Source organism: Rahnella aquatilis CIP 78.65 = ATCC 33071 (genome assembly GCF_000241955.1).
Lineage (GTDB): Bacteria > Pseudomonadota > Gammaproteobacteria > Enterobacterales > Enterobacteriaceae > Rahnella > Rahnella aquatilis.
On the sequence record NC_016818.1, the window covers coordinates 2,767,372 to 2,793,550 of the forward strand.

Here is a 26,179-nt window from a genome sequence, read left to right on the forward strand (position 1 = left end):
GGAGAAAAAATTAATGAAAATCAGTGACGGTAACTGGTTGATCCAGGAAGGATTGTCACTCACACACCCGCTTCAGGTGTTTGAAGTACAACGCTCAGGTAATGAGATGGTGATTTACGCTGCGCCGAAAGATGCGTCGGAACGCGCCAGTCAGCTCGATTCGCCGCTGTTTACACTGCGTTTTTTCTCGCCGCAGACCGGCGTAATTGGCGTGCGTATTACCCATTTTGATGGCGAAATAGATAAAGGCCCGCATTACCCGTTAATGCAAACCGATACGCCGGAACTGCGCTTTGAGGACAACGATGAATTCGCCGCATTGTACAGCGGTGATCTGAGTGTTCGCGTCACCAAAGGCAATAACTGGACGCTGGATTTTCTGCGCAATGGCCGCCGGATCACCGGCAGTGTCGCGAAATCTAACGGCTATGTTCAGGATGCGAAAACACAAAAAACCTACATGATGGAACGTCTGGATCTGGGCGTCGGCGAAACGGTTTACGGTCTGGGCGAGCGTTTCACCGCGCTGGTCAAAAACGGCCAGACCGTGGAGACATGGAACCGCGATGGCGGCACCAGCACCGAGCAGTCTTACAAAAACATTCCGTTCTACCTGACGAACCGCGGCTACGGCGTGCTGGTGAATCATCCGGAATGTGTGTCATTTGAAGTTGGCTCCGAGAAAGTCTCTAAAGTGCAGTTCAGCGTGGAAGGCGAATATCTCGAATATTTTGTAATCGATGGTCCGACGCCAAAAAAAGTACTCGACCGTTATACCCGTCTGACCGGCCGCCCTGCGCTGCCACCCGCCTGGTCATTTGGCCTGTGGCTGACCACCTCGTTTACCACCAACTATGATGAAGCGACGGTCAACAGCTTTATTGATGGCATGGCGGAACGTGAGCTGCCGTTGCATGTTTTCCATTTCGACTGCTTCTGGATGAAGGCTTTCCAGTGGTGTGATTTTGAATGGGATCCGCAAACCTTCCCTGATCCTCAAGGCATGTTGCAACGCCTGAAAGCGCGCGGCCTGAAAATCTGCGTGTGGATCAACCCGTACATCGGCCAGAAATCGCCGCTGTTCCGCGAAGGCAAAGAAAAAGGCTATCTGCTCAAACGCCCTGACGGTCATGTCTGGCAGTGGGATAAATGGCAGGCCGGCATGGGGATTGTCGACTTCACCAATCCGCAGGCCTGCGAATGGTATGCAGGGCACCTGAAACGTCTGGTGGATATGGGCGTGGATTGCTTCAAAACTGACTTCGGCGAACGCATTCCAACCGACGTTATCTGGCACGACGGCAGTGATCCGCAGAAAATGCACAACCATTACGCGTTTGTGTATAACAAACTGGTGTACGAAACCTTGCAGGATAAACTGGGCGCAGATGAAGCGGTGCTGTTCGCCCGCTCCGCCTCGGTGGGCGCGCAGCAATTCCCGGTTCACTGGGGGGGTGACTGCTACGCCACTTACGAATCCATGGCCGAAAGCCTGCGCGGCGGATTATCCATTGGCTTGTCCGGTTTTGGTTTCTGGAGCCACGACATCGGCGGATTCGAAAATACCGCACCGGCGCATATCTACAAACGCTGGTGCGCATTCGGCCTGCTCTCAAGCCACAGCCGTCTGCATGGCAGCAAATCCTATCGTGTGCCGTGGGTGTATGACGATGAAGCCTGCGATGTGGTACGTCAGTTCACGCAGCTTAAATGCCGCCTGATGCCGTATCTCTATCCGGCTTCTGCACAGGCCGCCAGCCACGGAACGCCGGTGATGCGCGCCATGATGCTGGAGTTTCCTGACGATCCGGCATGCGATTATCTCGATCGCCAGTATATGCTTGGCGACGATTTGCTGGTGGCGCCGGTCTTCAGCGAAGAAGGCGACGTCGATTTCTATCTGCCACAAGGTCGCTGGACGCATCTTCTCAGTAACGATGTGGCCGAAGGTTCACGCTGGCATCGTCAGCAACATGGCTTCGACAGCCTGCCGCTGTATGTCCGTCCGAACACCTTGCTGGCGCTGGGCAGCAATAATCAGAAGCCGGATTACGATTACAGCCAGCAGCCTGAATTCCATCTGTTCGAACTGGAAGACGGCGCGGTGGCAGAAAGTGTGATTACTGATCTGAGCGGGAAGATTGTATTCACCCTGAAAGCCCAACGGCGGGATGGAGTAATTACAGTAACCCAGGAAGGCCAGGCATCAGGCTGGACACTTTGCCTGCGTAATCAGAAATCGGTCAGGGAAGTGAGCGGTGCTGCGCAGAAAGAAGGGGCGCTGGGGATATTGCTGACCCCGGCTGCCGGTGCAGGTCCGGTGGTGATAACACTGTAATTTACTCTCTGGTATCAATGTATTCATGCCCCGTTCGTCACTGAACGGGGCATTTTTTTATGCGGCTTTCAGACATCCTGATAAACACTTTCGCCATGAATGCTGCGATATTCTTTAGGCGTCATTTCATAGCCTTTTTTGAATACCGAATAGAAATATTGCAGCGACGGATAGCCGCACATCTGTGAGATTTCATTGATGGAAATCGAAGTGGCGGCCAGCAGGTTACGGGCGCGGTCAAGTTTTTCTTCGTGGATCACGCCATGAATCGTCTGTCCGGTTTCATCCTTAAAACGCTTTTCGAGATTAGAACGCGACATGCCGATGGCATCGAGAACTTGTTCAACCTTAATACCTTTGCAGGCATGGTAACGGATGTAATGCATCGCCTGAATGACGGCCGGATCACGCAGTGATCGGAAATCCGTTGAGCGGCGTTCTACCACTTTCACCGGTGGTACCAGAATGCGCTGTAACGGCAAATCGCGCTGATCCAGTAACTGATGCAGAAGCTTCGCGGCGCGATAGCCCATCTGACGCGTGCCCTGTACCACGGATGATAAGGCGACACGCGACAGGTAGCGCGTCAGTTCCTCATTATCGATACCAATGACGCTGAGTTTTTCTGGCACAGGAATATTCAGATGTTCACACACCTGTAACAAATGGCGCGCGCGGGCGTCAGTGACCGCAATAATGCCGGTTTGCTGCGGCAGTGTCTGGATCCAGTCCGCCAGCCGGTTCTGGGCGTGCTGCCAGTTTTCCGGTGCTGTTTCCATGCCCTGATAGACCACGCCCTGATACTGCTCGGCAGACACCAGTTTCCTGAATGCATGCTCGCGTTCCTGTGCCCAGCGTTTTCCGCCCGCGTCGGGCAAACCGTAAAACGCAAAACGGTTAATCCCTTTCTCTTTCAGGTGCATAAAGGCCGCTTCAACCAGTGCGTAGTTGTCGGTAGCGATATAATGTACTGGCGGATAATCCTCTTCCTGATGATAAGACCCGCCCACCCCGACAATGGGTACATTGAGGCCTTCGAGCAACGTTTCAATTTCACGGTCATCAAAATCGGCGATCACGCCATCACCCAGCCAGTCTTTAATGTTGTCTATGCGACAGCGGAAATCCTCCTCAATGAAAATATCCCAGTCGCTTTGTGAGGCCTGAAGGTATTCACCCACACCTTCGACAACCTGACGGTCATAGACTTTGTTGGCGTTAAATAACAACGTGATCCGATAACGTTTTTCAAACATGCCTGTCTCTCACCGGTTTTCTAATAGACTAAAGCCTCATTCATTTGTACTCATGAATGAGGCTGATTGGGTTGGTCAATAGCACAACGCCATGGCTTACGTAGATTTGGCTTAGTGAATTTGTGAGGTTGCTCAGACTTTCCTAAGTGACCACCCGTAATCACTGCCATCTCTGCTGACTTTATGCACGTCGTTTGGTCGCCGAATCCATCCAGACCGCCAGCAGTAAAATCGCGCCTTTCACGATGTACTGCCAGAACGTCGGCACATCCAGCATGCTCATGCCATTATCCAGCGAGGCCATAATGAACGCGCCCATCACCGCACCGGCCACGCTACCGACACCGCCTGCCAGACTCGTTCCGCCAATAACACAGGCGGCAATGGCGTCCAGTTCTGCGATATTCCCCGCCGAAGGCGAACCTGCCCCCAACCGCGAACTGAGGATCAAACCGGCAATCGCTACCATCAGACCGTTTATTGCAAACACCGCCAGTTTGCTGCGCTCGACGTTAACGCCGGATAATCGTGCCGCTTCAATGTTGCCACCAATCGCATAAATACGGCGGCCAAATGCGGTGCGGGAGGCCATAAACATCCCGCCCAACATCAGCGCCACCAGAATCAACACCGGCGTTGGCACGCCGCGATAATCATTGAGCAGGTAAATAGCGCCCAGTGCGATAATCGCAGTGAGTGCCTGGCGGGTCACATCACTTTTTGCCGCAGTCAGCGGCAAACCCAGCGCCGCCCGCTGTTTGCGTCTGCGCCACTGCCAGCCAATAAACAGGGCCAGCGCAATGGCACCTATACCAAAACCGAAAGAATCCGGCAGATAACTCTGACCAATTAACGACATTGCCGGTGTCGTCGGCGACACCGTAGTGCCGCTGGTGATACCAATCAGAATACCGCGAAACGCCAGCATCCCGGCCAGGGTCACGATAAACGACGGTACCTTGCGATACGCCACCCACCAGCCATTCCACGCGCCCAGCAACAATCCGAGCGCCAGCGTAACCACAATGGTGAGGGGTAAAGGCCAGCCGAGCCAGACGTCGAATATCGCCGCCGCACCACCCAGTAATCCCATCATGGAGCCGACGGACAAGTCGATTTCTGCCGAGATAATCACGAATACCATGCCAACAGCCAGAATGCCGGTGATAGCGGTCTGACGCAGCAGGTTAGACACGTTGCGCGCACTGATATACGCGCCATCTGTGGTGAGACTGAAAAAGACGATGATCACCGCAATCGCCGCCAGCATGACGAAGACCTGCAAGTTGATATTCTTCAGCTTGTGCATGGAAAACAGGGCATCAGCTTCGCTATTGCTGGCAGACGCGGGTGTCGTCCCTGGTTGGGAAAATTTAGACATAAGCTTCACTCCTCAATGCGGCTTCCATGACCTGTTCCTGACTTAAATTGTTATTATCCAGACAGGCTTTGACCTGCCCGAGATGCATGACTACCACGCGGTCACTCAGCCCCAGCACTTCGGGTAACTCTGACGAAATCACAATAATCGCCATCCCCTGCGCCGCAAGCTGGCCGATCAGTTTGTAGATTTCATGTTTTGCCCCGACGTCGATCCCGCGAGTCGGTTCATCAAGAATGAGGATTTTGGGTTTTAGCAGCAGGCACCTCGCCAGAATGGCTTTTTGCTGATTGCCACCGCTAAGCCGCCCGATCGCCAGTTCCGGCGACGAGGTTTTAATTTTGAGTTGCTTCACCGATTCGCTGATAGTGTGCTGTTCTTCGGCTTCGCGCAGAACACCGCCAGCGCTGAACTGACTTAACGCCGCCAGTGTGATATTGCTGCCTACCGCCATAACCGGCACGATGCCGTCACGCTTACGGTCTTCAGGCACCATCGCCAGTCCGCGGCGCATTGCATCGCGGCAATCGGTGATCTGCACTTTCTCGCCTTGCAGCCAGATATCGCCAGACCAGCGTCCGGGATAAACACCGAATAAACACTCCATCATCTCAGTCCTTCCGGCCCCAACCAGCCCGGCAACACCCAGCACTTCGCCCTGCCGCAGGTCAAAACCGGCGTTATCCACCCGTTTGATATGGCGGTTCACCGGATGCCAGGCGTTAAGATTTTCTACCCGCAAAATCTGCTCACCGATCTGCCGTTCACGCGGTGGAAAGAGTTCCGTCAGTTCGCGCCCCACCATCATGGCGATAATATCTTTCTCCGACGTTCCGGCGGCATTGCAGGTGGCAATATGTCGGCCATCGCGGATAACACACAGTTTGTCAGATATCGCTTTGACTTCATTGAGTTTGTGGGAAATATAAATGCAGGCGATATCGTGATGGCGCAGGTCTCGAATGATATCGAGCAAAATCGCGGTTTCACTTTCGGTCAATGACGCCGTCGGTTCGTCCAGCACCAGCAACCGGACCTGCTTGTTCAGCGCTTTGGCAATTTCAACCAGTTGCCGCTGCCCCAGCCCCAGTTCCCCGACCAGCGTATGCGGATCAATATTGAGTTTTACCTGGGCCAGCATGCGCTGACAGCGCAGATACATTTTGTCGGTATCGAGCATGCCGTAGCTGCCCCACTCATTTCCCAGAAACATGTTTTCCAGCACGCTGAGTTGTTTTACCAGCGCCAGTTCCTGATGAATAATGGCAATACCCTTTTGTTCAGTATCCCGGATACCTTTTGCAATAAGACGTTCCCCTGAAAAATAAATTTCCCCTTCAAACGTACCGTCCGGATAAATACCGCACAGCACTTTCATTAAGGTGGATTTCCCCGATCCGTTCTCACCACACAGCGACAACACCTCTCCGGCAGATAATGTCAGGCTGATATTATCCACCGCTTTAACTGCGCCGAATTTCTTGGTGATATTGCGCATATCCAGCAAAGGTAATTTTTCATATTGTTCTGGCATTTACACCTCCAGCAGAAACAACACCTCGACAGGAAGTGTTGTTTCTACAGAAAATATTGAAAAATTAAAGGTCTGATTTTTTATGGAACCCGTCAGCCACCACGGTGCTTTCGATATTATTTTTATCCACCGGGATCGGGGTTAATAAATAAGAAGGCACTTCTTTTTTACCGTTATTTAATGTGGCATTGGATTTTGGCGTTTCTCCTTTACCTAACTGCACGGCAATTTCTGCTGCGTCATTGGCCAGTTTGGTAATCGGCTTATAGACGGTCATCGTTTGAGTACCGGCTTCGATACGTTTAATCGCAGCAAGATCGGCATCCTGCCCGGAAATGGCTACTTTTCCTGCCAGCCCTTGCGCTGACAGCGCCTGCACTGCACCACCGGCCGTCGCATCGTTAGACGCCACCACCGCATCAATTTTATTGTTGTTAGCCGTCAGGGCATTTTCCATAATTTTCAGGGCGTTTTCAGGTAACCAGCCGTCAGCCCACTGATCGCCCACGACTTTAATCTTGCCGTCTTTGATGAGCGGGTTCAGCACTTTCATTTGTCCCGCGCGGAACAGCTTGGCGTTGTTATCCACCGGTGAGCCGCCCATCAGGAAATAATTCCCCTGCGGTACGCGCTCAACCAGGCTTTGCGCCTGCAATTCGCCGACCTTTTCATTGTCAAAAGAGATATAAAAATCAATGTCCGCATTGTTAATCATGCGGTCATAAGCCAGCACCTTGATGCCTTCCTGCTTTGCCTCGGCAATCACGTTACTGAGCACTTCACCGTTATAGGGGATGATGACCAGCACATCGACGCCGCGATTGATCATATTCTCAATCTGCGCCATTTGTGTTTCTTCATTGCCGTTGGCGGATTGCACAAAAACATCCGCCCCCAGCGTTTTGGCTTTAGCCACAAAAATATCACGGTCTTTTTGCCAGCGTTCTAAACGTAAGTCATCAATAGCCATACCAATTTTTATTTCTTTCGCTAACCCTGACTGGCTAAAAAGCACTAATGCGGCACAGGCAGAAAGAATTACTTTATTCATTTTCATCATGTCAGACCTTTTATAAGAATAAGTAGAGGCAGATACAGAGAAGTGCGTACAGCAATGACACAAGGATTGTTGTCGCTGGGTAATTAATCGGCAATTGCAGATTTTAATCACTGCGTTACGATTTTTTGTTTATTTTAGGAATTATGATGGGGATCATGGTTTGATTGTAATACGCACAAGCCTGATACTTTTATTATCGGGATATCGTGGAGAATGGATAAAAACAGCAAGAAAAAACGTTATTTATGCGATCTGCCGCACACTTAATAATTCTATTAAATTGAGTGTGAAATAACGTAATTGTGAGATGTCACGTCAACTCCGAAGATAGAGCCTCAGCCTCCCAGTCCCGCTGGGCCCGTTTTCAAGGAGTTTTCAATGCACGCATATTTCGACAAGCTCGACGCAGTTCGCTACGAAGGTGCTAACAGCACTAACCCGCTGGCATTCCGTCATTACAACCCTGAAGAAGTGATCCTCGGCAAAACGATGGCTGAGCATCTGCGTTTCGCGGCTTGTTACTGGCACACCTTCTGCTGGAATGGTAATGACATGTTCGGTGTGGGCGCGTTTGACCGTCCGTGGCAACAACCCGGCGACGCGCTGGCGCTGGCCAAAAGTAAAGCGGATGTCGCTTTCGAATTCTTCCAGAAACTGAATGTGCCTTATTATTGCTTCCATGATGTGGATGTCTCGCCGGAAGGCGCATCGCTGAAAGAATATGTGAACAATTTTGCCGTCATGACTGACGTGCTGGCACAAAAACAGGAAGACAGCGGCGTAAAATTGTTGTGGGGTACAGCTAACTGCTTTACCAATCCACGTTACGGCGCAGGTGCGGCGACCAATCCTAATCCAGAAATTTATACCTGGGCCGCAACACAGGTTGTGCATGCCATGAATGCCACCAAACAGCTGGGCGGCGAAAACTACGTGCTGTGGGGTGGCCGTGAAGGCTACGAAACCCTGCTCAATACTGACCTTCGTCAGGAACGCGAACAATTGGGTCGCTTCATGCAAATGGTCGTTGAGCACAAACATAAAATCGGTTTCCAGGGCACCCTGCTGATCGAACCCAAACCGCAGGAACCGACCAAACATCAGTACGATTATGATGTCGCTTCCGTCTATGGCTTCCTGAAACAGTTTGGTCTGGAAAAAGAGATCAAAGTGAATATTGAGGCCAATCACGCCACCCTGGCCGGTCACTCATTCCACCATGAAATTGCTAACGCAATTGCTCTCGGTATCTTCGGCTCTGTGGATGCCAACCGTGGCGACCCGCAATGTGGCTGGGATACCGATCAGTTCCCGAACAGTGTGGAAGAAAATGCGCTGGTGATGTATGAAATCATCAAAGCGGGCGGGTTCACCACCGGCGGCCTGAATTTTGACTCTAAAGTGCGCCGTCAGAGCACCGACAAATACGATCTGTTCTACGGTCATATCGGCGGAATGGACACCATGGCGCTGGCGCTGAAAGTGGCAGCCCGTATGATTGAAAGCCGTGAGCTGGATAAACACGTTGCTCAACGTTATGCAGGCTGGAATACCGAGCTGGGTCAGCAAATCCTGCAAGGTAAAATGTCGCTGGAATCCCTGAGCAACTATGCGCAACAAAATGCGCTGGCGCCTCAGCACCAGAGCGGCCAGCAGGAGCGTCTGGAGAATCTGGTTAACCGTTATCTGTTTGGTTAATTGGCTAAAATAAGCTGACGCCCTGCCCGCTGTGTGCGGAGTTGCAGGGCGTTGAACGTTACAGATTCGGGTTAACGGATAAGGGAAAACTATGTATCTCGGAATAGATCTTGGCACCTCTGGCGTCAAAGCCATTTTGCTCAGCGAAGACGGTCGGGTGGTCGCCAGCCACAGTGAGGCGTTAACCCTTTCCCGCCCGCATCCGTTATGGTCTGAGCAAAATCCTGCCGACTGGTGGGATGCGACGGACCGCGCGGTATCCGTACTGGCACAACAACACTCTCTGCAGGACGTCAAAGCCATCGGCCTGACCGGTCAGATGCACGGTGCGACGGTGCTGGATGCACAACAGGAGGTGTTACGTCCGGCCATTTTATGGAATGACGGACGCAGCTTTAGCCAGTGTCAGCAACTGGAAGCGGAAGTCCCCGCCTCCCGCCAGATCACTGGCAACCTGATGATGCCCGGTTTTACTGCGCCAAAATTGCTGTGGTTACGTGAAAACGAGCCGGACCTGTTTGCCAAAATCGACAAGGTCCTGCTGCCTAAAGATTATCTTCGCTGGCTGATGACCGGCGTTTTTGCCAGCGATATGTCTGATGCCGCTGGCACGATGTGGCTGGATGTCGCTAAGCGCGACTGGAATGACGAATTACTCACTGCCACCGGCCTGACCCGCGACCAGATGCCTGCGCTTTTCGAAGGCAATCAGATGACCGGGTATCTGCTGCCTGAACTCGCCTCTAGCTGGAATATGGATCCCGTGCCCGTGGTTGCCGGTGGCGGTGATAATGCTGCAGGTGCCGTTGGTGTCGGATTATACAAAACCGGACAAGCGATGCTTTCCCTCGGCACATCCGGGGTATATTTCGCCGTCAGCGATGGTTTCCTGAGTAATCCGCAGCAGGCGGTACACAGCTTCTGCCATGCCCTGCCGGACACCTGGCATCTGATGTCCGTTATGCTCAGCGCCGCCTCCTGTCTGGACTGGGCCGCAAAACTCACCGGCTCCGCCTCCGTTGGCGAGCTGATCAATCTGGCTGAAAAGGCCCCGGTCGCAGATTCACCGGTATGGTTTCTGCCGTATCTCTCCGGCGAACGCACCCCGCATAATAATCCGAATGCCAAAGGTGTCTTGTTCGGTCTGACCCATCAGCATGGTCCTGCGGATATTGCCCGTGCCGTACTCGAAGGGGTTGGTTTCGCACTGGCGGATGGCATGGATGTGCTGCATGCCACGGGTTTAAAACCTCATAGCATCACCCTGATCGGCGGCGGTGCCCGCAGCCCTTACTGGCGTCAGATGCTGGCAGATATCAGCGGCAAAACTCTGGAATACCGCACCGGCGGCGACGTCGGCCCCGCCCTGGGCGCTGCGCGTTTAGCGCAAATTGCCATGAATCCGGGTCAGCCGCTGGAGCAGTTCCTGCCGGAACTGGCACTTGAGCAAGTGCATCAGCCCGATGCGGATAAGCACACTGCGTATGCGGAGCGGCGCAAAGTGTTCAGGGAGTTATATGTGAGACTTGAGGGATTGATGTAATTGGCCATTACGGGGCAGATTTAATCAACATTAGATCGAGATATTTTCGGTTTCTCAAGTACAGCGGTCACCTGACGCACAGTGCCGAAACCGACCAGAGGGGAAAAGCTTTTCCCCTCTGCACTCCCCACGCTTTTTCAAACACGTGATCCGCGCGCTGGCTATCTTTCAGATACCGCAGTGACAGGCTGGAAATCTTGCCGCGTTGCGGTGCCCTCTCTCGGTCCTGGAGCCTCTGGTCTCCAGGCCGCTCCGTTCAGCAAGATTTCTGAATCGCCCGCATGATCTTAAAGTCAAAACCAATCCGCTTTTCATATCAAAATCAAGTAGAAGCCTGAGGCCGGTTCCAAAATACCGCCGGAGGGAGAGGTGGAAAACCGCGTGTCTTTTTACGCGGGTTGTAACCCGAACGAAGGGAACCGCGCAGCGGCGGGGTTTTGCGGCTATCACTGCGGCTGATGAAACATAGTCAGCGAGCGAAGCGCGCAGTGAAAGAGCCCGGGGGGTCTTGGGGGACGGCGGCGATAAGCCGTCCCCCAAGTCGGTGTGGGCCGACGCCCACGGTTTTGAAGTTGCAGTTAGAAATTACAGGTCAAGGGTAAATCCCCTTGAAAGTTGTCTTCTTCCTCGGCTCCGACATAATCCCCTCCAGCGCTTCAACGCATTGAAGGTAATGCGGTGTTTTTTTGTGCGCCAGCACAGCATCGTTATCCTGATAGGCTTCGTAGATAAAGAATCGCGTCGGTACCGCCTCGTCCTGCAGCACATCAAACCTGAGATTTCCCGGTTCCTTCACCGCGCCCAAATGGTTAGCGTGAAATACCGCCAGGAACTCATCCACCTTTTCCGGCTGAACATTAATTTCGACCAGTGTCACTTCCATGATTCACCCCTTTTCACTCAGGAACAGTTCATAAGCATGCGCCACGCTGGCATTTTCATGCACCACCGCTTTCACCGCTTTCAGCATCGCCACCGGCGATTCTGACTGGAAGATGTTGCGGCCCATGTCCACACCGGATGCACCCTGATCGATAGCTTTGAAACACATTTCCAGCGCCTCGCGTTCCGGCAATTTTTTACCCCCTGCAATCACGATTGGCACCGGACAGCCCGCCGCTACGCGCTCAAAACCTTCATCGACGTAATAGGTTTTGATAATGTTCGCACCCATTTCAGCGGCGATGCGGGTTGCCAGCGAGAAGTAACGCTGGTCGCGCGCCATATCTTTGCCGACGCCGGTCACCGCCATGGTCGGCATGCCGTAACGCATCCCCTGATCGACCAGCTGAATAATGTTTTTAATCGACTGGTGCTCATATTCGCTGCCGATATACACCTGCGCCGCCATTGCGGCGACGTTCAGGCGCAGCGCATCTTCTATCGCCACCGCCACCGTTTCATTTGAGAGTTCAGTCAGAATGGAGTTCCCGCCCGAAGCCCGCATCACGACGGGTTTATTCACCGCCGCAGGGACCACGCTGCGCAGCACGCCACGGGTACACATCAGCACGTCGGTATGCGCAAACAAAGGCGCGATATTGATGTCGATGCGTTCAAGGCCGGTCGTCGGCCCCTGAAAATAGCCGTGGTCAAACGCCAGCATGACCGTCCGGCCAGATTGTGGATTGAAAATCCGCGCCAGCCGCGACTGCATTCCCCAGTCAAGCTGACCGCTGCCTTTAAGGAAGAACGCGTGATTATCCTGCGGCGTGCCAATGCCGAAATTTTTGCCGTCTCTGATGTCGTCCAGATCTGCCATTTTCTTTTCTCCTTAATCGTCAGAAGTCATATTTGCCAATATTGTCTTTGGTAAAGACCACACGTTCCGGCAGTAAAACGATACCGTTACCTTTGGCCTCATACTGGTAGCCCTGCACGCTGTTCGGCACCACTTCCACCGTCCCGACGTCCGGCACATCCAGTTTGTCGCCCACGTTAAGCTCGCCTTTTTTCAGTAACTGATCCGCGACGTAAACCGAAATTTTGCCCTGACTGACCACATCCCACAGGCCGAACTGTTTCACCGTGCCGCGTTCTACATACGGACGCATGACGTTTGGCGTACTAAAACCGACAATGGTCACATTGGTGCGTTTGAGATTTTCCGCCGCCTGCGCGGCTGCCGGTAATGCGTTGGCATCAGGCGCAATAATCGCATCCAGATCACCATAGGATTTCAGGATCCCTTCGGCGGTTTGCAGTGATTTGGTGGCGTCGTTATAGCCGTATTGCGTGGTGACGATTTCCCAGCCCGGATGCTCTTTGGCGATTTTGGCTTTCGCCTCTTTCACCCACTGGTTCTGATCGGTCACCGTCGGGCTGGAATAGAAGAACGCCACTTTGGCTTTTTCTTTCGTCACCTGACTGGAGGTCATGTCCACCAGCATCGAGCCAAGCTGTTGCGGGGTGCCCTGATTGATGTAAATCGAGCGGCATTCCGGTTTGGTGTCGGAATCCCAGGTCAGCACTTTCACGCCGCGTTGCATGGCACGTTTAAGCGCCGGACACAGGCCGTCGGGTGATACCGCTGCCACCACAATCGCGTTATATCCCTGATTGACGAAGTTATTGATCATCTGTACCTGACCGGATACGCTCGGTTCCGTTGGTCCGTCATACGTCACGTCCGCGCCCAGCGCTTTACCGGCCGCCGTTGCGCCATTGCCGCCACTGGTGAAATAACCGACACCCACCAGTTTTGGGATAAACGCGATGCGTTCAGCCGCCTGCGCACTCAGGCAGGCGAGGCTCACGGCACTGGCAATTAATAAGGTTTTCATCGTTTTGGTTTTCATCATTTACCCCGGCTTATTGTGAAGACGTCAAGGAAGAAGAAGACGCAGACCCGCGCTGGCGATAACGCTGGAAAACACTGCGGATAAGGCCACGGTTGAGGCTGGCGGAACGGCCGATGACCACCAGAATCAGCAATGCACCCGAAAGCGCACTGGAGACCTGGCTGGATACGCCGACCATCTGCAAACCCTGCTGGAGATACCCGATCAGCAGCGTCGCCAGCGCCGTGCCGAGAATGGAACCTGACCCGCCGTAGATATTGGCGCCGCCAAGCACCACCGCAGTGATGGCTGGCATCAGCAGTGCGTTACCCAGATCAGAACGCGCGGAGCCAAAATAGGAGGTCATCAGAATCGCGGCCACCGCCGAGGCCAGCCCGGTCATGCCATATAACGCATATACCGTACGGCTGACCGGCAGTGCGCCGTAACGCGCCACGCGGGCATTCTGCCCAATAAGAAACACGTTGCGCCCGGTGCGACTGCGATGCATCAGCAGCCAGAAAAACAGGGTGGCGGCGAGGAAAATCAGCAGCGGCACCGGCAGCCCCAACACCACCAGATTGGCGAAACTGGTGAAGGCATCCGGGAAATTCCCGATCCCCTCAAAACCGGTGGCACCCGCCAGCCCGGAAAGCAGCAAGGCGCTGCCGCCGAACAGATAAAGTGTGCCGAGCGTGATAACCAGCGGATTGACGCCGGTATACAGGATCAGTGCCGCATTGAGTAAACCGCAGGCAGCGCCAAGCGCCAGGGTGATGGTGATCGCCAGCGCCAGCGGCACACCCGCCTGACACAATACGCCGAGCGCGATGGCGCACAGACCGATGGTTGAACCGAACGAGATGTCTATGCCGCCACTGACAATCACTAATGTCAGGGGCAACGCCACAATTCCGATGGTAATAAAATCACTGGTGCTGAACAGCAGCGTACCGGCATCCAGCATGCGCGGATTGGCGACACCGAACAGTAAAATTTCGACGATCAGCAGCCCCAGCAGCGCCGCTTCCCAGCCATATTGTTGCAGTTTGTTCATTACACCACCCCGCTCTTTTTGCCCGTGCTTAACCGCCGTGAGAGATTTTTCTGCGGCTGAGATTTACGTTCAGAAGGTTTCTTTTGCAGCGGCAGACTGGCGGAAAGAAAACGGGCATATTTCTGGCGGCGCAGGTTTTTCTGCAAGGCCTGGCGCAATCTGCCGTCGAACACCAGTACCGCCAGCAAAACTAACCCGGCGATAAAATCGTTCCACCAGGCCGGAAAGCGTAACAGCACCAGCACGCTGTCGATCTGGGTCAGGAAATATGCACCAAGCACCGCGCCAAGAATGGAGCCGGTACCGCCAAGCAGACTGATGCCCCCCAGCACACAGGCGGCGATGGCTTTCATCTCCAGCCCGCTGCCGGTCTGGTTGGGCACGAAACCAATTTGAGACGCGAAAACAATGCCCGCAATAGCGGCCATTACGCCGTTAATGCCAAACGCCAGAATGCGTACACGGTTGACGGCCACGCCGAGTTGCCGCGCCCCCTGTAAGTTGTCGCCGACAGCGTAGAAGCTGCGGCCAAACGCCGTGCGACCCAGCATCCAGAACATCACAGCCAGCAACACAATCACCAGCCAGCCGAGCGAAGACACGCTGAGGAAAACCGGCTCAGACAAAGATTTCAGCCCGGCCGGTAAGCCTTCAATCCATTTACCGCCGGTCATCAGCAGCATCAGGCCGCGGTATAAACCCAGCGTACCGAGCGTGGCGACGATCGCCGGAATGCGCAGCCAGGCGACCAGCACACCGTTAAACAGCCCGGCCAGTAAACCCGTGCCGAGCGTCAGCAGACAGGCCAGCGGCAGGTTCATACCGCCGTTGAGCAAAACCCCCAGCGTCACAGCGCACAGGCCGGTAACGGAACCGACCGACACGTCGATGTTGCGGGTCAGCATCACCACGGTGGCCCCCATCGCCAGCAGCATCAGGATCTGCGCACTGCCGAAAATCATGCTCAGCGTCTGGAAACTGAATGACTGGCTGTCCATCGCGCCGAGCAGCGCAAACAGCGCAATGATCGCCATCAGCGCGGTGAGTTCACGGTTGTTTTGTATCAGCTTCAGCATGAGGTTCCTCCGGTGGCAGGCGTTTGGGCATGATTACCAAACGCGATATGCATAATGTTGCTGACGTTGATGTCGCTGCCCTGCAACTCGCCGCTCATTTCCCCCTGATGCATGACGAATACCCGGTCAGCCAGCCCTTCGATTTCATCCAGATCAGACGAAATCAGGATCACCGCCACGTTCTGTTGCACCACGTTGCGCAGCAGTTGATAAATGTCGGCACGTGCTGACACATCCACGCCGCGCGTCGGTTCATCGACAATCAGCACCGCAGGCTGTGCTTCCAGACATTTGGCGATCAGCAGCTTTTGCTGGTTTCCGCCGGAAAGCGTGCGGGCGGTTTGTGCGCCGTCGCGATATTTAATGCCCAGCGCACGGTGATAACGTTCCAGCACGGCGGCTTCGCGTTTGATGTTCAGCCACCAGCTTTGACGGTTAAAGGTTAGCGAAGTGGTGTTCCAGCTCAGTGGCGCATCGAGATAGAGGCCGGACGCCTGCCGGTCTTCCGGCAGATACACCAGCCCCTTTTTCAGCCGCTGTAAGGTGGTCAGTCCGGTGATGTCTTGCTGCATCAGAAGAACCTGACCGCTTTGAGCATCGCGCAGGCCATACAGGGTTTCCGCCAGTTCGGTTCGCCCTGCCCCCACGACACCCGCCAGCCCGACGATTTCCCCGGCGCGGGCGCTGAATGAAATATTGATGAAGCCTTCACCGGTCAGGTTTTGCACCTGCAGGACCGGCTCGCTGCCTGCGCTGTTGCGGCGCGTGCCGGGGAGATCCAGCCACAGTTTTTGTTCTGCGGGCAGCGCGGTGTCCTGAGTCTGCGGCGTGATGGCGCGGATCAGCGCATCGTTATCCAGTCCGGCAAGTGTGCCGCTCAGGGCGATTTTGCCGTCGCGCATCACGCTGACCCGGTCAGCAACGGCACGTATTTCCGGCAATTTGTGCGAGATAAACACCACGCCGACGCCCTGTCCGGTGAGATGGCGCACCTGGGTAAATAAGCGGGCAGATTCCGCCGGAGTCAGCGAGGCGGTCGGTTCATCGAGGATCAGCAGCCGGGCATCACGCATCAGCCCGCGCAGGATTTCCACCAGTTGCTGATCGGCCACTTCCAGGGTGCCGGCCAGCGCGCCGAGCGGTAAATTGCAGCCCAGTTCCGTCAGCGTCTGCTGCAATTTTTTTTCACTTGCCTGATGTGCAGGCAGGCGGAACAGAATGTTTTCACGCACGGTCAGGCTGGGGAACAGCATCGGTTCCTGCGGCACCAGATAGATCCCCGCCTGATGCGCTTTCGCCGGTGACAGCGCCAGCAAAGGCTCGCCGCCGAGCAGCAGCGTGCCGCGATCGGCTATTTCGACACCGGCAATGATTTTCATCAGCGTCGATTTACCGGCACCGTTGCCGCCAAGCAAGGCGTGCACTTCGCCGCGTTGCAGGCTGAAATCGATATCTTTCAGCACCGCCACACCGGAAAAGCTTTTACTGACGCCGCTGACCTGCAACAACAGGTCGTGCTTCGGGAGGTCTGCTGCTGACTGTTCGCTGAACTGCATGTGCTGGCCCCTGACTGAATACATTTACTGAACAAATGTATTTATTATTTAACATTGTTCATAAAACTAGTCCGAGGTGACGGGGAAAACTTTTGCACTGATCACAGTTTGTTCAACTCATATACTCTGCGTTATGATTCAGGCGGTAATCATTTGAATTTTGCAAAACACATCACAGTTAACAACATTTTGTTAACGAACAATTGATCTACATTTTGATAAGTGTTCACTATGAATGACAAGACAACGCTTTCCGATTTGACTAACCATCCGGAATTCAGCATGGGTGAAGAGGAACTGCTGGCACGCACCGCGTGGTTCTATTACCACGACGGCCTGACCCAGAATGAGATTGGTGAACGGCTTGGGCTGACGCGGCTTAAAGTGTCGCGCCTGCTGGAAAAAGGCCGGCAGTCCGGGGTGATCCGCGTACAAATCAACTCGCGTTTTGAGGGCTGTTTGTCGCTGGAAAACACCCTGCTTGAACGTTTTGGTTTGCAGCAGATCCGCGTATTGCCACAGCTTGCTGATGGCTCGCTGAGCGCCCGGCTGGGTGTCGGTGCCGCGCATATGCTGATGACATTACTCAAACCGGAGCAACTGCTGGCGGTGGGGTTTGGCGAAACGGCAATGAGTACGCTGCAACATCTCAGCGGATTCATTTCGTCGCAGCAAATCCGCATGGTCACGCTTTCCGGCGGTGTCGGGCCGTATATGACCGGCATCGGACAGCTTGACGCCGCATGCGGGGTGAGCATTATTCCGGCTCCGCTGCGCGCATCATCAGCCAGCGTGGCGGCCATTTTCCGTCAGGAACGTAATGTACACGATGTCATGCTGGCCGCCTGCGCAGCCGATATCGCAGTCGTCGGCATTGGCTCGCTGAACCAGAAACAGGACGCGACCATTTTGCGGTCCGGTTATATCAGCGAAGGTGAGCAGCTGCTGTTTGGCCGCAAAGGTGCGGTCGGCGACATTCTCGGTTTCTTTATGCAGCGCAACGGCGAGCTGGCAGAAAATATGGCAATCCATGATGAGCTGATTGCCGTCGCGCCGGACGAACTGGCCAGCATTCCGACCGTGTTAGGCGTCGCAGGTGGCATCGAGAAAGCCGAAGCCATCGTCGCGGCGCTGAAAGGCAAACGAATTAACGCACTGGTAACTGAAGAGAGCACAGCAAGAGCCATGCTGGCGCTGCTCGACTGACCCGCAGGGAGTGAGGGGCGTGGCGGTCAGGTAAACGGTGCCCGATAAACTGGCACGAGAGAACATCGCGATGACCTCTACCCTGAACTCTGAGCACGAACGTAGTTATCTGATGGCGCTGGATGCCGGAACCGGCAGTATCCGGGCGGTGATTTTCAATCCCGAAGGTGAGCAGATAGCCGCCGGGCAGGCGGAATGGATCCATCTGGCGGTGCCGGATGTCCCCGGTTCGATGGAGTTTGATCTGCACAAAAACTGGCAACTGGCGTGTCAGTGCATCCGTCAGGCGCTGCAGGAAGCGCACCTCCCCGCTTCCGCGATCCGTGCCGTGGCGGCCTGCTCCATGCGCGAAGGCATCGTGCTGTACGATAAATCCGGCGCGCCCATCTGGGCCTGCGCCAACGTCGATGCCCGCGCCAGCCGTGAAGTGAGCGAATTAAAAGAAATCCACGATTTCGAATTTGAACGCGAAGTCTATGAATGTTCCGGCCAGACGCTGGCACTCAGCGCTATGCCGCGTCTGCTGTGGCTGGCCCATCATCGCCCGGACATTTACCGTCAGGCCGCCACCATCACCATGATCAGCGACTGGCTGGCGTATATGCTCAGCGGCGAACTGGCAGTGGATCCTTCCAACGCCGGCACCACCGGCATGCTGGATTTAGCCACCCGCAACTGGCGGCCTGAGCTGCTGGATATGGCCGGTCTGCGCGCCGATATGCTTTCACCGGTGGCGGAAACCGGCACCCGGCTGGGTTATGTCACCGACAGCGCCGCGAACGCCTGCGGGCTGAAAGCCGGTACGCCGGTCGGCATGGGTGGCGGCGATGCCCAGCTCGGCACGCTGGGTCTCGGGCTGGTGCATCCTGGCCAGACCGCCGTCCTTGGCGGCACATTCTGGCAGCAAATTGTCAACCTGCCCGAAGCGGTCACCGACCCCGAAATGAATATCCGCGTCAATCCGCACGTCATTCCCGGCATGGCACAGGCCGAATCCATCAGTTTCTTCACCGGCCTGACCATGCGCTGGTTCCGCGACGCATTCTGTACCGAAGAGAAAACCATGGCGCACCGTCTTGGCGTAGACGCTTACAGCTTGCTGGAAGACATGGCCGCCCGCGTGCCTGTCGGCGCCTGGGGCGTCACGCCAGTGTTCTCGGATGCGATGCATTTCAAGAACTGGTATCACGCCGCGCCGTCATTCATCAATCTGTCGATCGATCCGGAAAAGTGCAACAAACCGGTGCTGTTCCGCGCGTTAGAAGAAAATGCCGCCATCGTCTCGGCGTGTAACCTGGATATGATCGCCCGATTTTCCGGTGTACGCGCCCGATCGCTGGTGTTTTCCGGCGGCGGTTCCAAAGGAAAATTATGGTGTCAGATTTTGAGTGATGTCACCGGTGTCCCGGTTAAGGTGCCGGTGGTCAAAGAAGCCACCGCGCTGGGTTGTGCGATTGCTGCCGGCGTTGCGGCGGGGGTGTATTCGTCCCTCGCCGAAACCGGCGAATCACTGGTGCGCTGGGAGCGCGAATATCAGCCTGATGTGGCGAATCATGCAAAATATCTGGTACAGAAAGCCAACTGGCAGGAAGTGTATGCGGACCAACTCGGGCTGGTGGACAGGCAGCTGACCACATCGATGTGGAAAGCGCCAGGGTTATAGGCTTTTAGAAAACCTGAAATTTTATTCACTGACAATGGGGGAAATTTCGGTTTGTTCTGGCCTAATAATCGGTGACACCGACTTAAGAGGATATAATCCGGTGCCTGAAGCGGCAGAATACGGGGAGCATATGCAGACAATGAGGGTAGATGTTAGCAGAAAGCTGATACTGAAAGGAGAGGAATATCACGTTGCGAAGGCATTTATCAAAAAACGGCTGGAGATAGAAGAAAAGGCAGTTGATGGGATTTACAGCGTGTGGTGGTATAAAACGAAAATCGGCGTAATCGACCTCAAAGCGAAGTCGATTAAGGTGGGTAAACACGCTAAAAAGAGTTCACTATGTTCCCGAACATGTGTTCACCATGTCCCCGGTCTAAACACCTCCCCTTCGCAGGGGAGGCAGCAGGACTCAGCTCAGGATATTATCTAACCGATCGTCATCAATCCCATCCGGTTCCAGATGTGCCGTCACATCCGCTGATTTAAACAGTTTGCTTACCGCCATTTCAGCGGCATCACCAATATCATGTCCGACATCAACCGTCAGGCTGCCATCCACCTCGACGTGGAACTCGACAAATACGCGGTCGCCGCCGTTGCGGGTGCGGATGTCATGCACACCGCGCACCCCTTCAACACTTAATACCGCCGCTTTTACACGCTTACGATCGTCAGCGCTCAGTTCCCTGTCCAGCAACTGGGTTAAGGCATCGGCCGCCATGCCACGCGCGTTCCAGAGCATATAGAAGGAAATCAACAGCGCGCCGATGGAGTCGGAGCGTGTCCAGCCGAAGTAACGTTCGAAAATCAGCGCCAGCAGTACGGCAATATTCACCGCGACGTCAGTGATGTAATGCGCACGGTCAGCCGCAATGGCGGTCGAACCGGTGCGTTTCACCACATAGGTTTGCATCAGCACCAGGCCGGTGGCGGCCAGAGAACTGCCGATGATCACCCAGATACCCAGGCCGAGTTGCGCCAGAGGTTCCGGGTTAATGATGCGGCCGACAGATTCACCGCCAAGCACCAGCCCCGCCCCGCCCAGTAACAGCGCCTGCACAAAGGCCGCTACGGCTTCGGCTTTACCGTGCCCGTAACGGTGGCCTTTGTCTGCCGGACGCCCGGCATAACGCACACCGATCAGCGTCACCATCGAGGCCAGCACATCGACCAGACCGTCGGCTGCGGAAGTCAGCAACGCAATCGAGCCGGTGGCGGCCCACGCCCAGACTTTGACGCAAACCAGGATCAGCGCCACACACAGTGACACCAGCGAGGCAATACGTGTCAGCCCTTTATAAGAAGGTGCGGGACGGGTCATGGTTTGCCCCACAGGAGCGGTTGTTGTCGGGAATGTTTCACGCGAATTTCCTGAAGCAGAGAATCAACTTTATTTGAAAAATACAAATACCAGCCCAGCATTATAACCCATTTCCCACTTTTAAGACGTTCCCTATGGTTTGGATCTTTGTGCCTTCCCTAAGGTTAATTGACATGGATTTACTTGCATTTACATCAATACGTTCTAGCTTAAAACAAGATTTCTTTGTTCCGGCACGTGGCGGCCGATAATCAGAAGAACACTATTCAGAAGAGCACTATGACAAACGATAACAAAACCCAGTCCTCCGCGTCCGGCGACGCAAATACTGAACTCGATTCCAGCCAGGTAAAAACAGGAGAAGGTCACGCACAGGATCCTAAAGACCAGAAAAAGACCGATAACGGCAATCAGGATAACGATGAAAAGCGTAAAGGCCCCGGCAAGAAACCGCTGATCATTCTCGGGATTGTCGTGGTCGTCATGGTGGTCGTGGCGCTGGTCTGGTGGCTGATGACCAAAGATCAGGTCAGCACCGATGACGCCTTTACCGAAGGCGATGCTGTCACCATCGCCCCGAAAATTGCCGGTTATGTCACTCATCTCGCGGTGAAAGATAACCAGTTCGTCAGGAAAGGCGATTTGCTGGTGGAAATCGATCCGCGTGACGCCACCGCGCAACGCGATCAGGCACAGGCGCAACTCGGTCTGGCCGTCGCGCAGTTACATCAGGCGCAGGCACAGTATGATCTGGCGAAAGTGCAATATCCGGCACAGCTTGCTCAGGCGAAAGCCCAGCAGACGCGTGCGGAAGCCAATTTACTGAATGCCACCGCCGATTTCCGCCGTCAGCGCGGCGTCGATCCACGCGCGACTACGCAACAAAATATTGATACGTCCAACGCGCAGGTACGTTCTGCGGCGGCTGATCTGGAAAATGCCAAAGCGCAGGTGCAGGTTGCCGCACAGGTGCAGCTGAATATCCGTCAGGCGGAAACCAATGTCGAAGCCCGTCAGCAACAGGTTGAACAGGCAAAAGCTCAGCTGGAAACGGCGACGCTGAATCTGTCGTATGCGCAGGTGCGCGCACCGTTCGACGGTTACGTCACCAAGCGTAATGTGCAGCTCGGCACGCTGGTTCAGGCCGGTACCTCGCTGTTCTCGGTGGTCTCGAAAGATATCTGGATCGCCGCGAACTACAAAGAATCGCAACTCGAACGCATGCGTCCGGGCAACAAGGTGGAAATCACCGTCGATGCCTTCCCGGACATCAAACTTCACGGCCACGTCGACAGTATCCAGCAAGGCTCCGGCTCACGCTTCTCGGCTTTCCCGGCCGAAAACGCCACCGGTAATTACGTGAAAATCGTTCAGCGCGTGCCGGTGAAAATCGTCATCGACAGCGGGCTGGATGAAAATCACCACCTGCCGCTGGGTCTGTCTGTTGAACCGACGGTGACCGTCGAATGAATGAAGATCGCAGCTACTGGAAACCCAAGGCCAATCCGTGGGCAGTTGCCGCCGTCGTAACCATTGCGGTGTTCATGGAAATCCTGGACACCACCATCGTTAACGTGGCGCTGCCGCACGTCGCCGGTTCGCTGTCTTCCAGTTATGACGAATCCACCTGGGTGCTGACCTCCTATCTGGTGGCGAACGGTATCGTGCTGCCGATTTCAGCGTTTCTCAGCCGCGTGATGGGCCGCAAAACCTACTTCCTGATCTGTATCGGCATGTTTACCGTCTGCTCCTTCCTGTGTGGGGTCGCCACTGAACTGTGGCAGATGATCTTATTCCGCATCCTGCAGGGCTTTTTCGGTGGCGGTTTGCAACCGATCCAGCAATCGGTATTGCTGGATTATTTTAAACCGGAAGACCGTGGCAAGGCGTTTGGCCTTTCCTCAATTGCCATTATCGTCGCGCCGGTCGTCGGCCCGACGCTTGGCGGTTACATCACCGATAACTTCAGCTGGCGCTGGGTATTCCTGATTAACATTCCGGTCGGGATCATCGCCTTGCTGGCGATTTATCAGTTGCTGGAAGACCCGCCGTGGGAGCGTAAAGCCACGGGTAAACTCAGCATTGATTACATCGGTATCGGGCTGATTGCGCTGGGGCTGGGTTGCTTACAGGTGATGATGGACCGTGGCGAGGATGACGACTGGTTCCAGTCCGGCTTTATTGTCACCTTTGCCGTACTGGCGGTCACCGGGATTGTCGGCGCGGTTTACTGGCTGCTTTACGCCAAAAAGCCGGTGGTGGATCTGCGGTGTCTGAAGGATAAAAACTTTGCGGTCGCCGGTTTGCTGATGGCCGGTATGGCGATGATTCTGTACGGCAGTTCAGTGGTTATTCCGCAACTGGCGCAGCAGCAACTGGGTTACACCGCCACACTCTCGGGGCTGGTGATGTCGCCGGGTGCGGTGCTGATCGTGCTGTCGATCCCGCTGGTACTGAAGCTGATGCCCGTGGTGCAGACGCGTTACATCATTGCCTTTGGTTTCTTCCTGCTGGCGGCCTCATTTATCTATTCGGCGACGCTGACCCCTGATGTGGATTTTGAAACGCTGGTGCTGTATCGCAGTGCGCAGTCGATAGGGCTCGGTTTTCTGTTTGTGCCACTGACCACCATCGCGTTCATTACGATCCCGCAAAAGATGAATGCTGACGCTGCCGCGCTGTTTACCATGTTCCGTAACGTCGCAGGCTCGATCGGTATTTCGCTGGCGACAGCCGGTGTCACCGAGCGCACGCAGGCACACAGCGCACATATGTCGCACAACATGTCGCCGCTCAATGAACAGTTTAATCAGGCGGTGAGCAAAAGCGCTGAGGCGATCCGGGATTTTGCCCACGTCGTCGGCGACCCGATGCAACTGGCGACCGTGCGGCTGTATCAGGAAATGATTTCGCAATCGCGCATCCTGGCCTACATCGACGTATTCGGTTATTGCGCCATCGTCGCCGTTATTTTGATCCCATTTTGTTTCCTGCTTTCGCCGGTTAAGAGCGAAGGCAATGCCGGAGCCCATTAAGTTGAACAAGAAAAGCTCTACTCTGAGAAATCAGCCATCAGTGATGCCGTCCTGCTCCTCCCCCTGCGAAGGGGAAGGCCGGGTGGGGGTTTTATATACAGGCACCCGATTCCTGACACTCTCGACATTAACGCTGGTATTAGCCGCGTGCTCCGTTGGCCCGGACTACCAGAAACCCAACCCGGTGACGCCGACGGCGTATAACGATATGACGCAGCCGAAAGACAAAGACGGCGCATCTATTGCCCTGCCTTCGGAACCGAACCCGTTATGGTGGAAAGCGTTTAACGACCCGCAGCTCGACAGTCTGATCACCCGGGCGATTGCCGGTAATATCTCCCTGCAACAGGCGGTACTGCGTATTGCCGGTGCCCGCGAACAGGTGAAACAGGCAGAAGGCGCCTGGCTGCCGTCGGTTCAGGGCAGCGCGAAAATGACACGCCAGCAGCTCGGACTGAAAGGCATTCTCGAATCCAGCGGCGCATCGCAGCAGCTTGACGATCTCGGGCCGCAAGCTTCCGGTGCTATCGGCGCGGCCACGCGACCGGTGAATTTGTATCAGGGCAATTTCGATGCCAGCTGGGAGCTGGATTTGTTCGGTGGTACGCGACGTCAGGTCGAAGCCGCCAATGCCCAGACGCAGTCGTCTGTTGAGCAACGCAACGATGCATTAGTGTCGCTGGAAGCCGAAGTTGCCCGCGCTTATCTGCAACTGCGTGGCGCACAAAGCGTGACGGCAGCAATCGAAACGCAAATCGACGTGGCGCAGCAAACCTTAGATCTGACGCAAAACCGTCAGCAAAACGGGTTGTCACCGCAGCTTGATGTCGAAAATGCCCGCGCACAGTTAGGTTCCCTGCGCGCCCAGTTGCCGCAATATCAGGCGCAGGAACGTCAGGCGATGAACGGGCTGGCAGTATTGCTCGGCCAGACACCTGGCTCGCTCGATGCTGAACTTTCCGCACCGAAACCGCTGCCTGCCCTGCCTGCGGCGGTGCCGGTCGGTGTGCCTTCACAGCTGGCGCGTCGTCGTCCGGATGTGCGCAAAGCCGAGGCTGATCTTCACGCGGCAACCGCGAATATTGGTGTCTCCGTCGCGCAGATGTTCCCGAGTATTTCGCTCACCGGCCAGTTCGGTATGCGTAATACCGACACCCGTTATCTCGACAACTGGAGCAGCCATTTCTACTCATTTGGCCCGCAGATTTCCCTGCCGATTTTCCAGGGCGGACGTCTGGTCTCCAGCGTGCATCTCTCCCGCGCACAACAGGCTAACGCCGCCCTGAATTACCGCCAGACCGTGCTGACCGCACTTCAGGATGTTGATAACGCACTGGTCAGTTACCGTACGGATCAGGATCAGGTCAACGGGCTGGAGCAGACCACGGAGGCGCTACAGACTGCATTTGATCTCGCGAGCGACAGCTACCGTCAGGGGCTTTCTACCTTTATCAACGTGCTTGATGCCCAGCGCCAGCTTGCACAGGCGCATCAGCAATCCGCCGAGGCGAAAGTGAAAACCAGTACCGATCTGGTCTCGCTGTATAAAGCGTTAGGCGGCGGCTGGGAGCCATACCAGAACGTAGAATTACCGACTTACACCGTGTTTGGCCCGGCGGCGACCCCGGATGTGAAAGTACCCACCACATCCGGCGTGACACCGTAACTATCT

At 55.0% G+C, this 26,179-nt stretch carries 20 protein-coding genes; 9 read left to right on the top strand and 11 right to left on the bottom strand.

Annotated elements, in window-relative coordinates:
• Window positions 1-13 precede the first annotated feature (13 nt).
• Window positions 14-2,338: an alpha-xylosidase gene (gene yicI, locus RAHAQ2_RS12530; RefSeq protein WP_015697590.1), complete on the top strand. Its 2,325-nt coding sequence runs from the start codon at window positions 14-16 to the stop codon at window positions 2,336-2,338.
• A gap of 68 nt (window positions 2,339-2,406) precedes the next feature.
• Here yicI and xylR read toward each other — a convergent pair whose 3' ends face one another.
• From xylR to xylF, 4 genes are all read right to left on the bottom strand, one after another.
• Window positions 2,407-3,594 (bottom strand): D-xylose utilization transcriptional activator XylR, encoded by a 1,188-nt coding sequence (gene xylR, locus RAHAQ2_RS12535; protein WP_015697591.1) that lies wholly within the window; start codon window positions 3,592-3,594, stop codon window positions 2,407-2,409.
• Between the two features lie 181 nt (window positions 3,595-3,775).
• A complete protein-coding gene (gene xylH / locus RAHAQ2_RS12540) occupies window positions 3,776-4,903 on the bottom strand; it encodes a xylose ABC transporter permease XylH (protein ID WP_086935299.1) in 1,128 nt (375 codons plus the stop codon).
• Window positions 4,904-4,967: 64 nt separating this feature from the next.
• Complete coding sequence (locus RAHAQ2_RS12545) at window positions 4,968-6,509, bottom strand: xylose ABC transporter ATP-binding protein (protein WP_015697593.1); 1,542 nt, start codon at window positions 6,507-6,509, stop codon at window positions 4,968-4,970.
• A gap of 64 nt (window positions 6,510-6,573) precedes the next feature.
• Window positions 6,574-7,566 (bottom strand): D-xylose ABC transporter substrate-binding protein, encoded by a 993-nt coding sequence (gene xylF / locus RAHAQ2_RS12550; RefSeq protein WP_015697594.1) that lies wholly within the window; start codon window positions 7,564-7,566, stop codon window positions 6,574-6,576.
• Between the two features lie 381 nt (window positions 7,567-7,947).
• Between xylF and xylA the strand changes: the two genes are divergently transcribed.
• Complete coding sequence (xylA, locus tag RAHAQ2_RS12555) at window positions 7,948-9,267, top strand: xylose isomerase (RefSeq protein ID WP_015697595.1); 1,320 nt, start codon at window positions 7,948-7,950, stop codon at window positions 9,265-9,267.
• Window positions 9,268-9,358: 91 nt separating this feature from the next.
• Window positions 9,359-10,810, top strand: a complete 1,452-nt coding sequence (xylB, locus tag RAHAQ2_RS12560; protein WP_015697596.1) for a xylulokinase — start codon at window positions 9,359-9,361, stop codon at window positions 10,808-10,810.
• Window positions 10,811-11,402: 592 nt separating this feature from the next.
• Here xylB and lsrG read toward each other — a convergent pair.
• Genes lsrG through lsrA form a run of 6 tightly spaced genes read right to left on the bottom strand, consistent with a single transcriptional unit; the run spans window position 11,403 to window position 17,279 of the window.
• Window positions 11,403-11,693: a (4S)-4-hydroxy-5-phosphonooxypentane-2,3-dione isomerase gene (gene lsrG, locus RAHAQ2_RS12565; protein ID WP_015697597.1), complete on the bottom strand. Its 291-nt coding sequence runs from the start codon at window positions 11,691-11,693 to the stop codon at window positions 11,403-11,405.
• A gap of 3 nt (window positions 11,694-11,696) precedes the next feature.
• Window positions 11,697-12,572 carry a 3-hydroxy-5-phosphonooxypentane-2,4-dione thiolase gene (gene lsrF, locus RAHAQ2_RS12570; protein WP_015697598.1) on the bottom strand — a complete coding sequence of 292 codons (876 nt, stop codon included), beginning with the start codon at window positions 12,570-12,572 and terminating at the stop codon, window positions 11,697-11,699.
• A gap of 19 nt (window positions 12,573-12,591) precedes the next feature.
• Complete coding sequence (gene lsrB / locus RAHAQ2_RS12575; RefSeq protein WP_015697599.1) at window positions 12,592-13,608, bottom strand: autoinducer 2 ABC transporter substrate-binding protein LsrB; 1,017 nt, start codon at window positions 13,606-13,608, stop codon at window positions 12,592-12,594.
• 13 nt (window positions 13,609-13,621) lie between these two features.
• Window positions 13,622-14,647, bottom strand: a complete 1,026-nt coding sequence (gene lsrD / locus RAHAQ2_RS12580) for an autoinducer 2 ABC transporter permease LsrD (protein WP_015697600.1) — start codon at window positions 14,645-14,647, stop codon at window positions 13,622-13,624.
• A complete protein-coding gene (lsrC, locus tag RAHAQ2_RS12585) occupies window positions 14,647-15,723 on the bottom strand; it encodes an autoinducer 2 ABC transporter permease LsrC (protein ID WP_015697601.1) in 1,077 nt (358 codons plus the stop codon). Before lsrC ends, lsrD begins: the two co-directional genes overlap by 1 nt.
• The gene (lsrA, locus tag RAHAQ2_RS12590; protein WP_015697602.1) at window positions 15,717-17,279 is read right to left on the bottom strand and encodes an autoinducer 2 ABC transporter ATP-binding protein LsrA; all 1,563 of its coding nucleotides are present in this window, start codon (window positions 17,277-17,279) and stop codon (window positions 15,717-15,719) included. The genes lsrC and lsrA overlap by 7 nt, the downstream gene beginning before the upstream one ends.
• A gap of 231 nt (window positions 17,280-17,510) precedes the next feature.
• Here lsrA and lsrR point away from each other — a divergent pair, with 231 nt between their 5' ends.
• The 3 genes from lsrR (at window position 17,511) to RAHAQ2_RS12605 (ending at window position 20,581) form a co-directional block, all read left to right on the top strand.
• A complete protein-coding gene (lsrR, locus tag RAHAQ2_RS12595) occupies window positions 17,511-18,485 on the top strand; it encodes a transcriptional regulator LsrR (RefSeq protein WP_015697603.1) in 975 nt (324 codons plus the stop codon).
• Between the two features lie 70 nt (window positions 18,486-18,555).
• The gene (gene lsrK / locus RAHAQ2_RS12600) at window positions 18,556-20,148 is read left to right on the top strand and encodes an autoinducer-2 kinase (RefSeq protein ID WP_015697604.1); all 1,593 of its coding nucleotides are present in this window, start codon (window positions 18,556-18,558) and stop codon (window positions 20,146-20,148) included.
• A gap of 100 nt (window positions 20,149-20,248) precedes the next feature.
• Window positions 20,249-20,581: a hypothetical protein gene (locus tag RAHAQ2_RS12605; protein WP_015697605.1), complete on the top strand. Its 333-nt coding sequence runs from the start codon at window positions 20,249-20,251 to the stop codon at window positions 20,579-20,581.
• Here RAHAQ2_RS12605 and RAHAQ2_RS12610 read toward each other — a convergent pair.
• A complete protein-coding gene (locus RAHAQ2_RS12610) occupies window positions 20,561-21,472 on the bottom strand; it encodes a cation diffusion facilitator family transporter (protein WP_015697606.1) in 912 nt (303 codons plus the stop codon). The genes RAHAQ2_RS12605 and RAHAQ2_RS12610 overlap by 21 nt on opposite strands.
• 279 nt (window positions 21,473-21,751) lie before the next feature.
• Here RAHAQ2_RS12610 and RAHAQ2_RS12615 point away from each other — a divergent pair, with 279 nt between their 5' ends.
• From RAHAQ2_RS12615 to RAHAQ2_RS12625, 3 genes are read left to right on the top strand one after another with little or no spacing between them, the layout of a single operon-like run.
• Window positions 21,752-22,942 (top strand): HlyD family secretion protein, encoded by a 1,191-nt coding sequence (locus RAHAQ2_RS12615; protein WP_015697607.1) that lies wholly within the window; start codon window positions 21,752-21,754, stop codon window positions 22,940-22,942.
• On the top strand, window positions 22,939-24,507 hold the full coding sequence (locus RAHAQ2_RS12620) for a DHA2 family efflux MFS transporter permease subunit (RefSeq protein ID WP_015697608.1): 1,569 nt from the start codon (window positions 22,939-22,941) through the stop codon (window positions 24,505-24,507). The genes RAHAQ2_RS12615 and RAHAQ2_RS12620 overlap by 4 nt, the downstream gene beginning before the upstream one ends.
• A complete protein-coding gene (locus RAHAQ2_RS12625; RefSeq protein WP_015697609.1) occupies window positions 24,491-26,173 on the top strand; it encodes an efflux transporter outer membrane subunit in 1,683 nt (560 codons plus the stop codon). The genes RAHAQ2_RS12620 and RAHAQ2_RS12625 overlap by 17 nt, the downstream gene beginning before the upstream one ends.
• The last annotated feature ends 6 nt before the right edge of the window (window positions 26,174-26,179 follow it).

What these genes read in the sequence shown, in the direction of transcription:
- yicI (WP_015697590.1), top strand. Translation starts at nt 14, where the DNA reads ATGAAAATCAGTGACGGTAACTGGTTGATCCAGGAAGGATTGTCACTC.
- xylR (WP_015697591.1), bottom strand. Translation starts at nt 3,594, where the DNA reads ATGTTTGAAAAACGTTATCGGATCACGTTGTTATTTAACGCCAACAAA.
- xylH (WP_086935299.1), bottom strand. Translation starts at nt 4,903, where the DNA reads ATGCACAAGCTGAAGAATATCAACTTGCAGGTCTTCGTCATGCTGGCG.
- RAHAQ2_RS12545 (WP_015697593.1), bottom strand. Translation starts at nt 6,509, where the DNA reads ATGCCAGAACAATATGAAAAATTACCTTTGCTGGATATGCGCAATATC.
- xylF (WP_015697594.1), bottom strand. Translation starts at nt 7,566, where the DNA reads ATGAAAATGAATAAAGTAATTCTTTCTGCCTGTGCCGCATTAGTGCTT.
- xylA (WP_015697595.1), top strand. Translation starts at nt 7,948, where the DNA reads ATGCACGCATATTTCGACAAGCTCGACGCAGTTCGCTACGAAGGTGCT.
- xylB (WP_015697596.1), top strand. Translation starts at nt 9,359, where the DNA reads ATGTATCTCGGAATAGATCTTGGCACCTCTGGCGTCAAAGCCATTTTG.
- lsrG (WP_015697597.1), bottom strand. Translation starts at nt 11,693, where the DNA reads ATGGAAGTGACACTGGTCGAAATTAATGTTCAGCCGGAAAAGGTGGAT.
- lsrF (WP_015697598.1), bottom strand. Translation starts at nt 12,572, where the DNA reads ATGGCAGATCTGGACGACATCAGAGACGGCAAAAATTTCGGCATTGGC.
- lsrB (WP_015697599.1), bottom strand. Translation starts at nt 13,608, where the DNA reads ATGAAAACCAAAACGATGAAAACCTTATTAATTGCCAGTGCCGTGAGC.
- lsrD (WP_015697600.1), bottom strand. Translation starts at nt 14,647, where the DNA reads ATGAACAAACTGCAACAATATGGCTGGGAAGCGGCGCTGCTGGGGCTG.
- lsrC (WP_015697601.1), bottom strand. Translation starts at nt 15,723, where the DNA reads ATGCTGAAGCTGATACAAAACAACCGTGAACTCACCGCGCTGATGGCG.
- lsrA (WP_015697602.1), bottom strand. Translation starts at nt 17,279, where the DNA reads ATGCAGTTCAGCGAACAGTCAGCAGCAGACCTCCCGAAGCACGACCTG.
- lsrR (WP_015697603.1), top strand. Translation starts at nt 17,511, where the DNA reads ATGAATGACAAGACAACGCTTTCCGATTTGACTAACCATCCGGAATTC.
- lsrK (WP_015697604.1), top strand. Translation starts at nt 18,556, where the DNA reads ATGACCTCTACCCTGAACTCTGAGCACGAACGTAGTTATCTGATGGCG.
- RAHAQ2_RS12610 (WP_015697606.1), bottom strand. Translation starts at nt 21,472, where the DNA reads ATGACCCGTCCCGCACCTTCTTATAAAGGGCTGACACGTATTGCCTCG.
- RAHAQ2_RS12615 (WP_015697607.1), top strand. Translation starts at nt 21,752, where the DNA reads ATGACAAACGATAACAAAACCCAGTCCTCCGCGTCCGGCGACGCAAAT.
- RAHAQ2_RS12620 (WP_015697608.1), top strand. Translation starts at nt 22,939, where the DNA reads ATGAATGAAGATCGCAGCTACTGGAAACCCAAGGCCAATCCGTGGGCA.
- RAHAQ2_RS12625 (WP_015697609.1), top strand. Translation starts at nt 24,491, where the DNA reads ATGCCGGAGCCCATTAAGTTGAACAAGAAAAGCTCTACTCTGAGAAAT.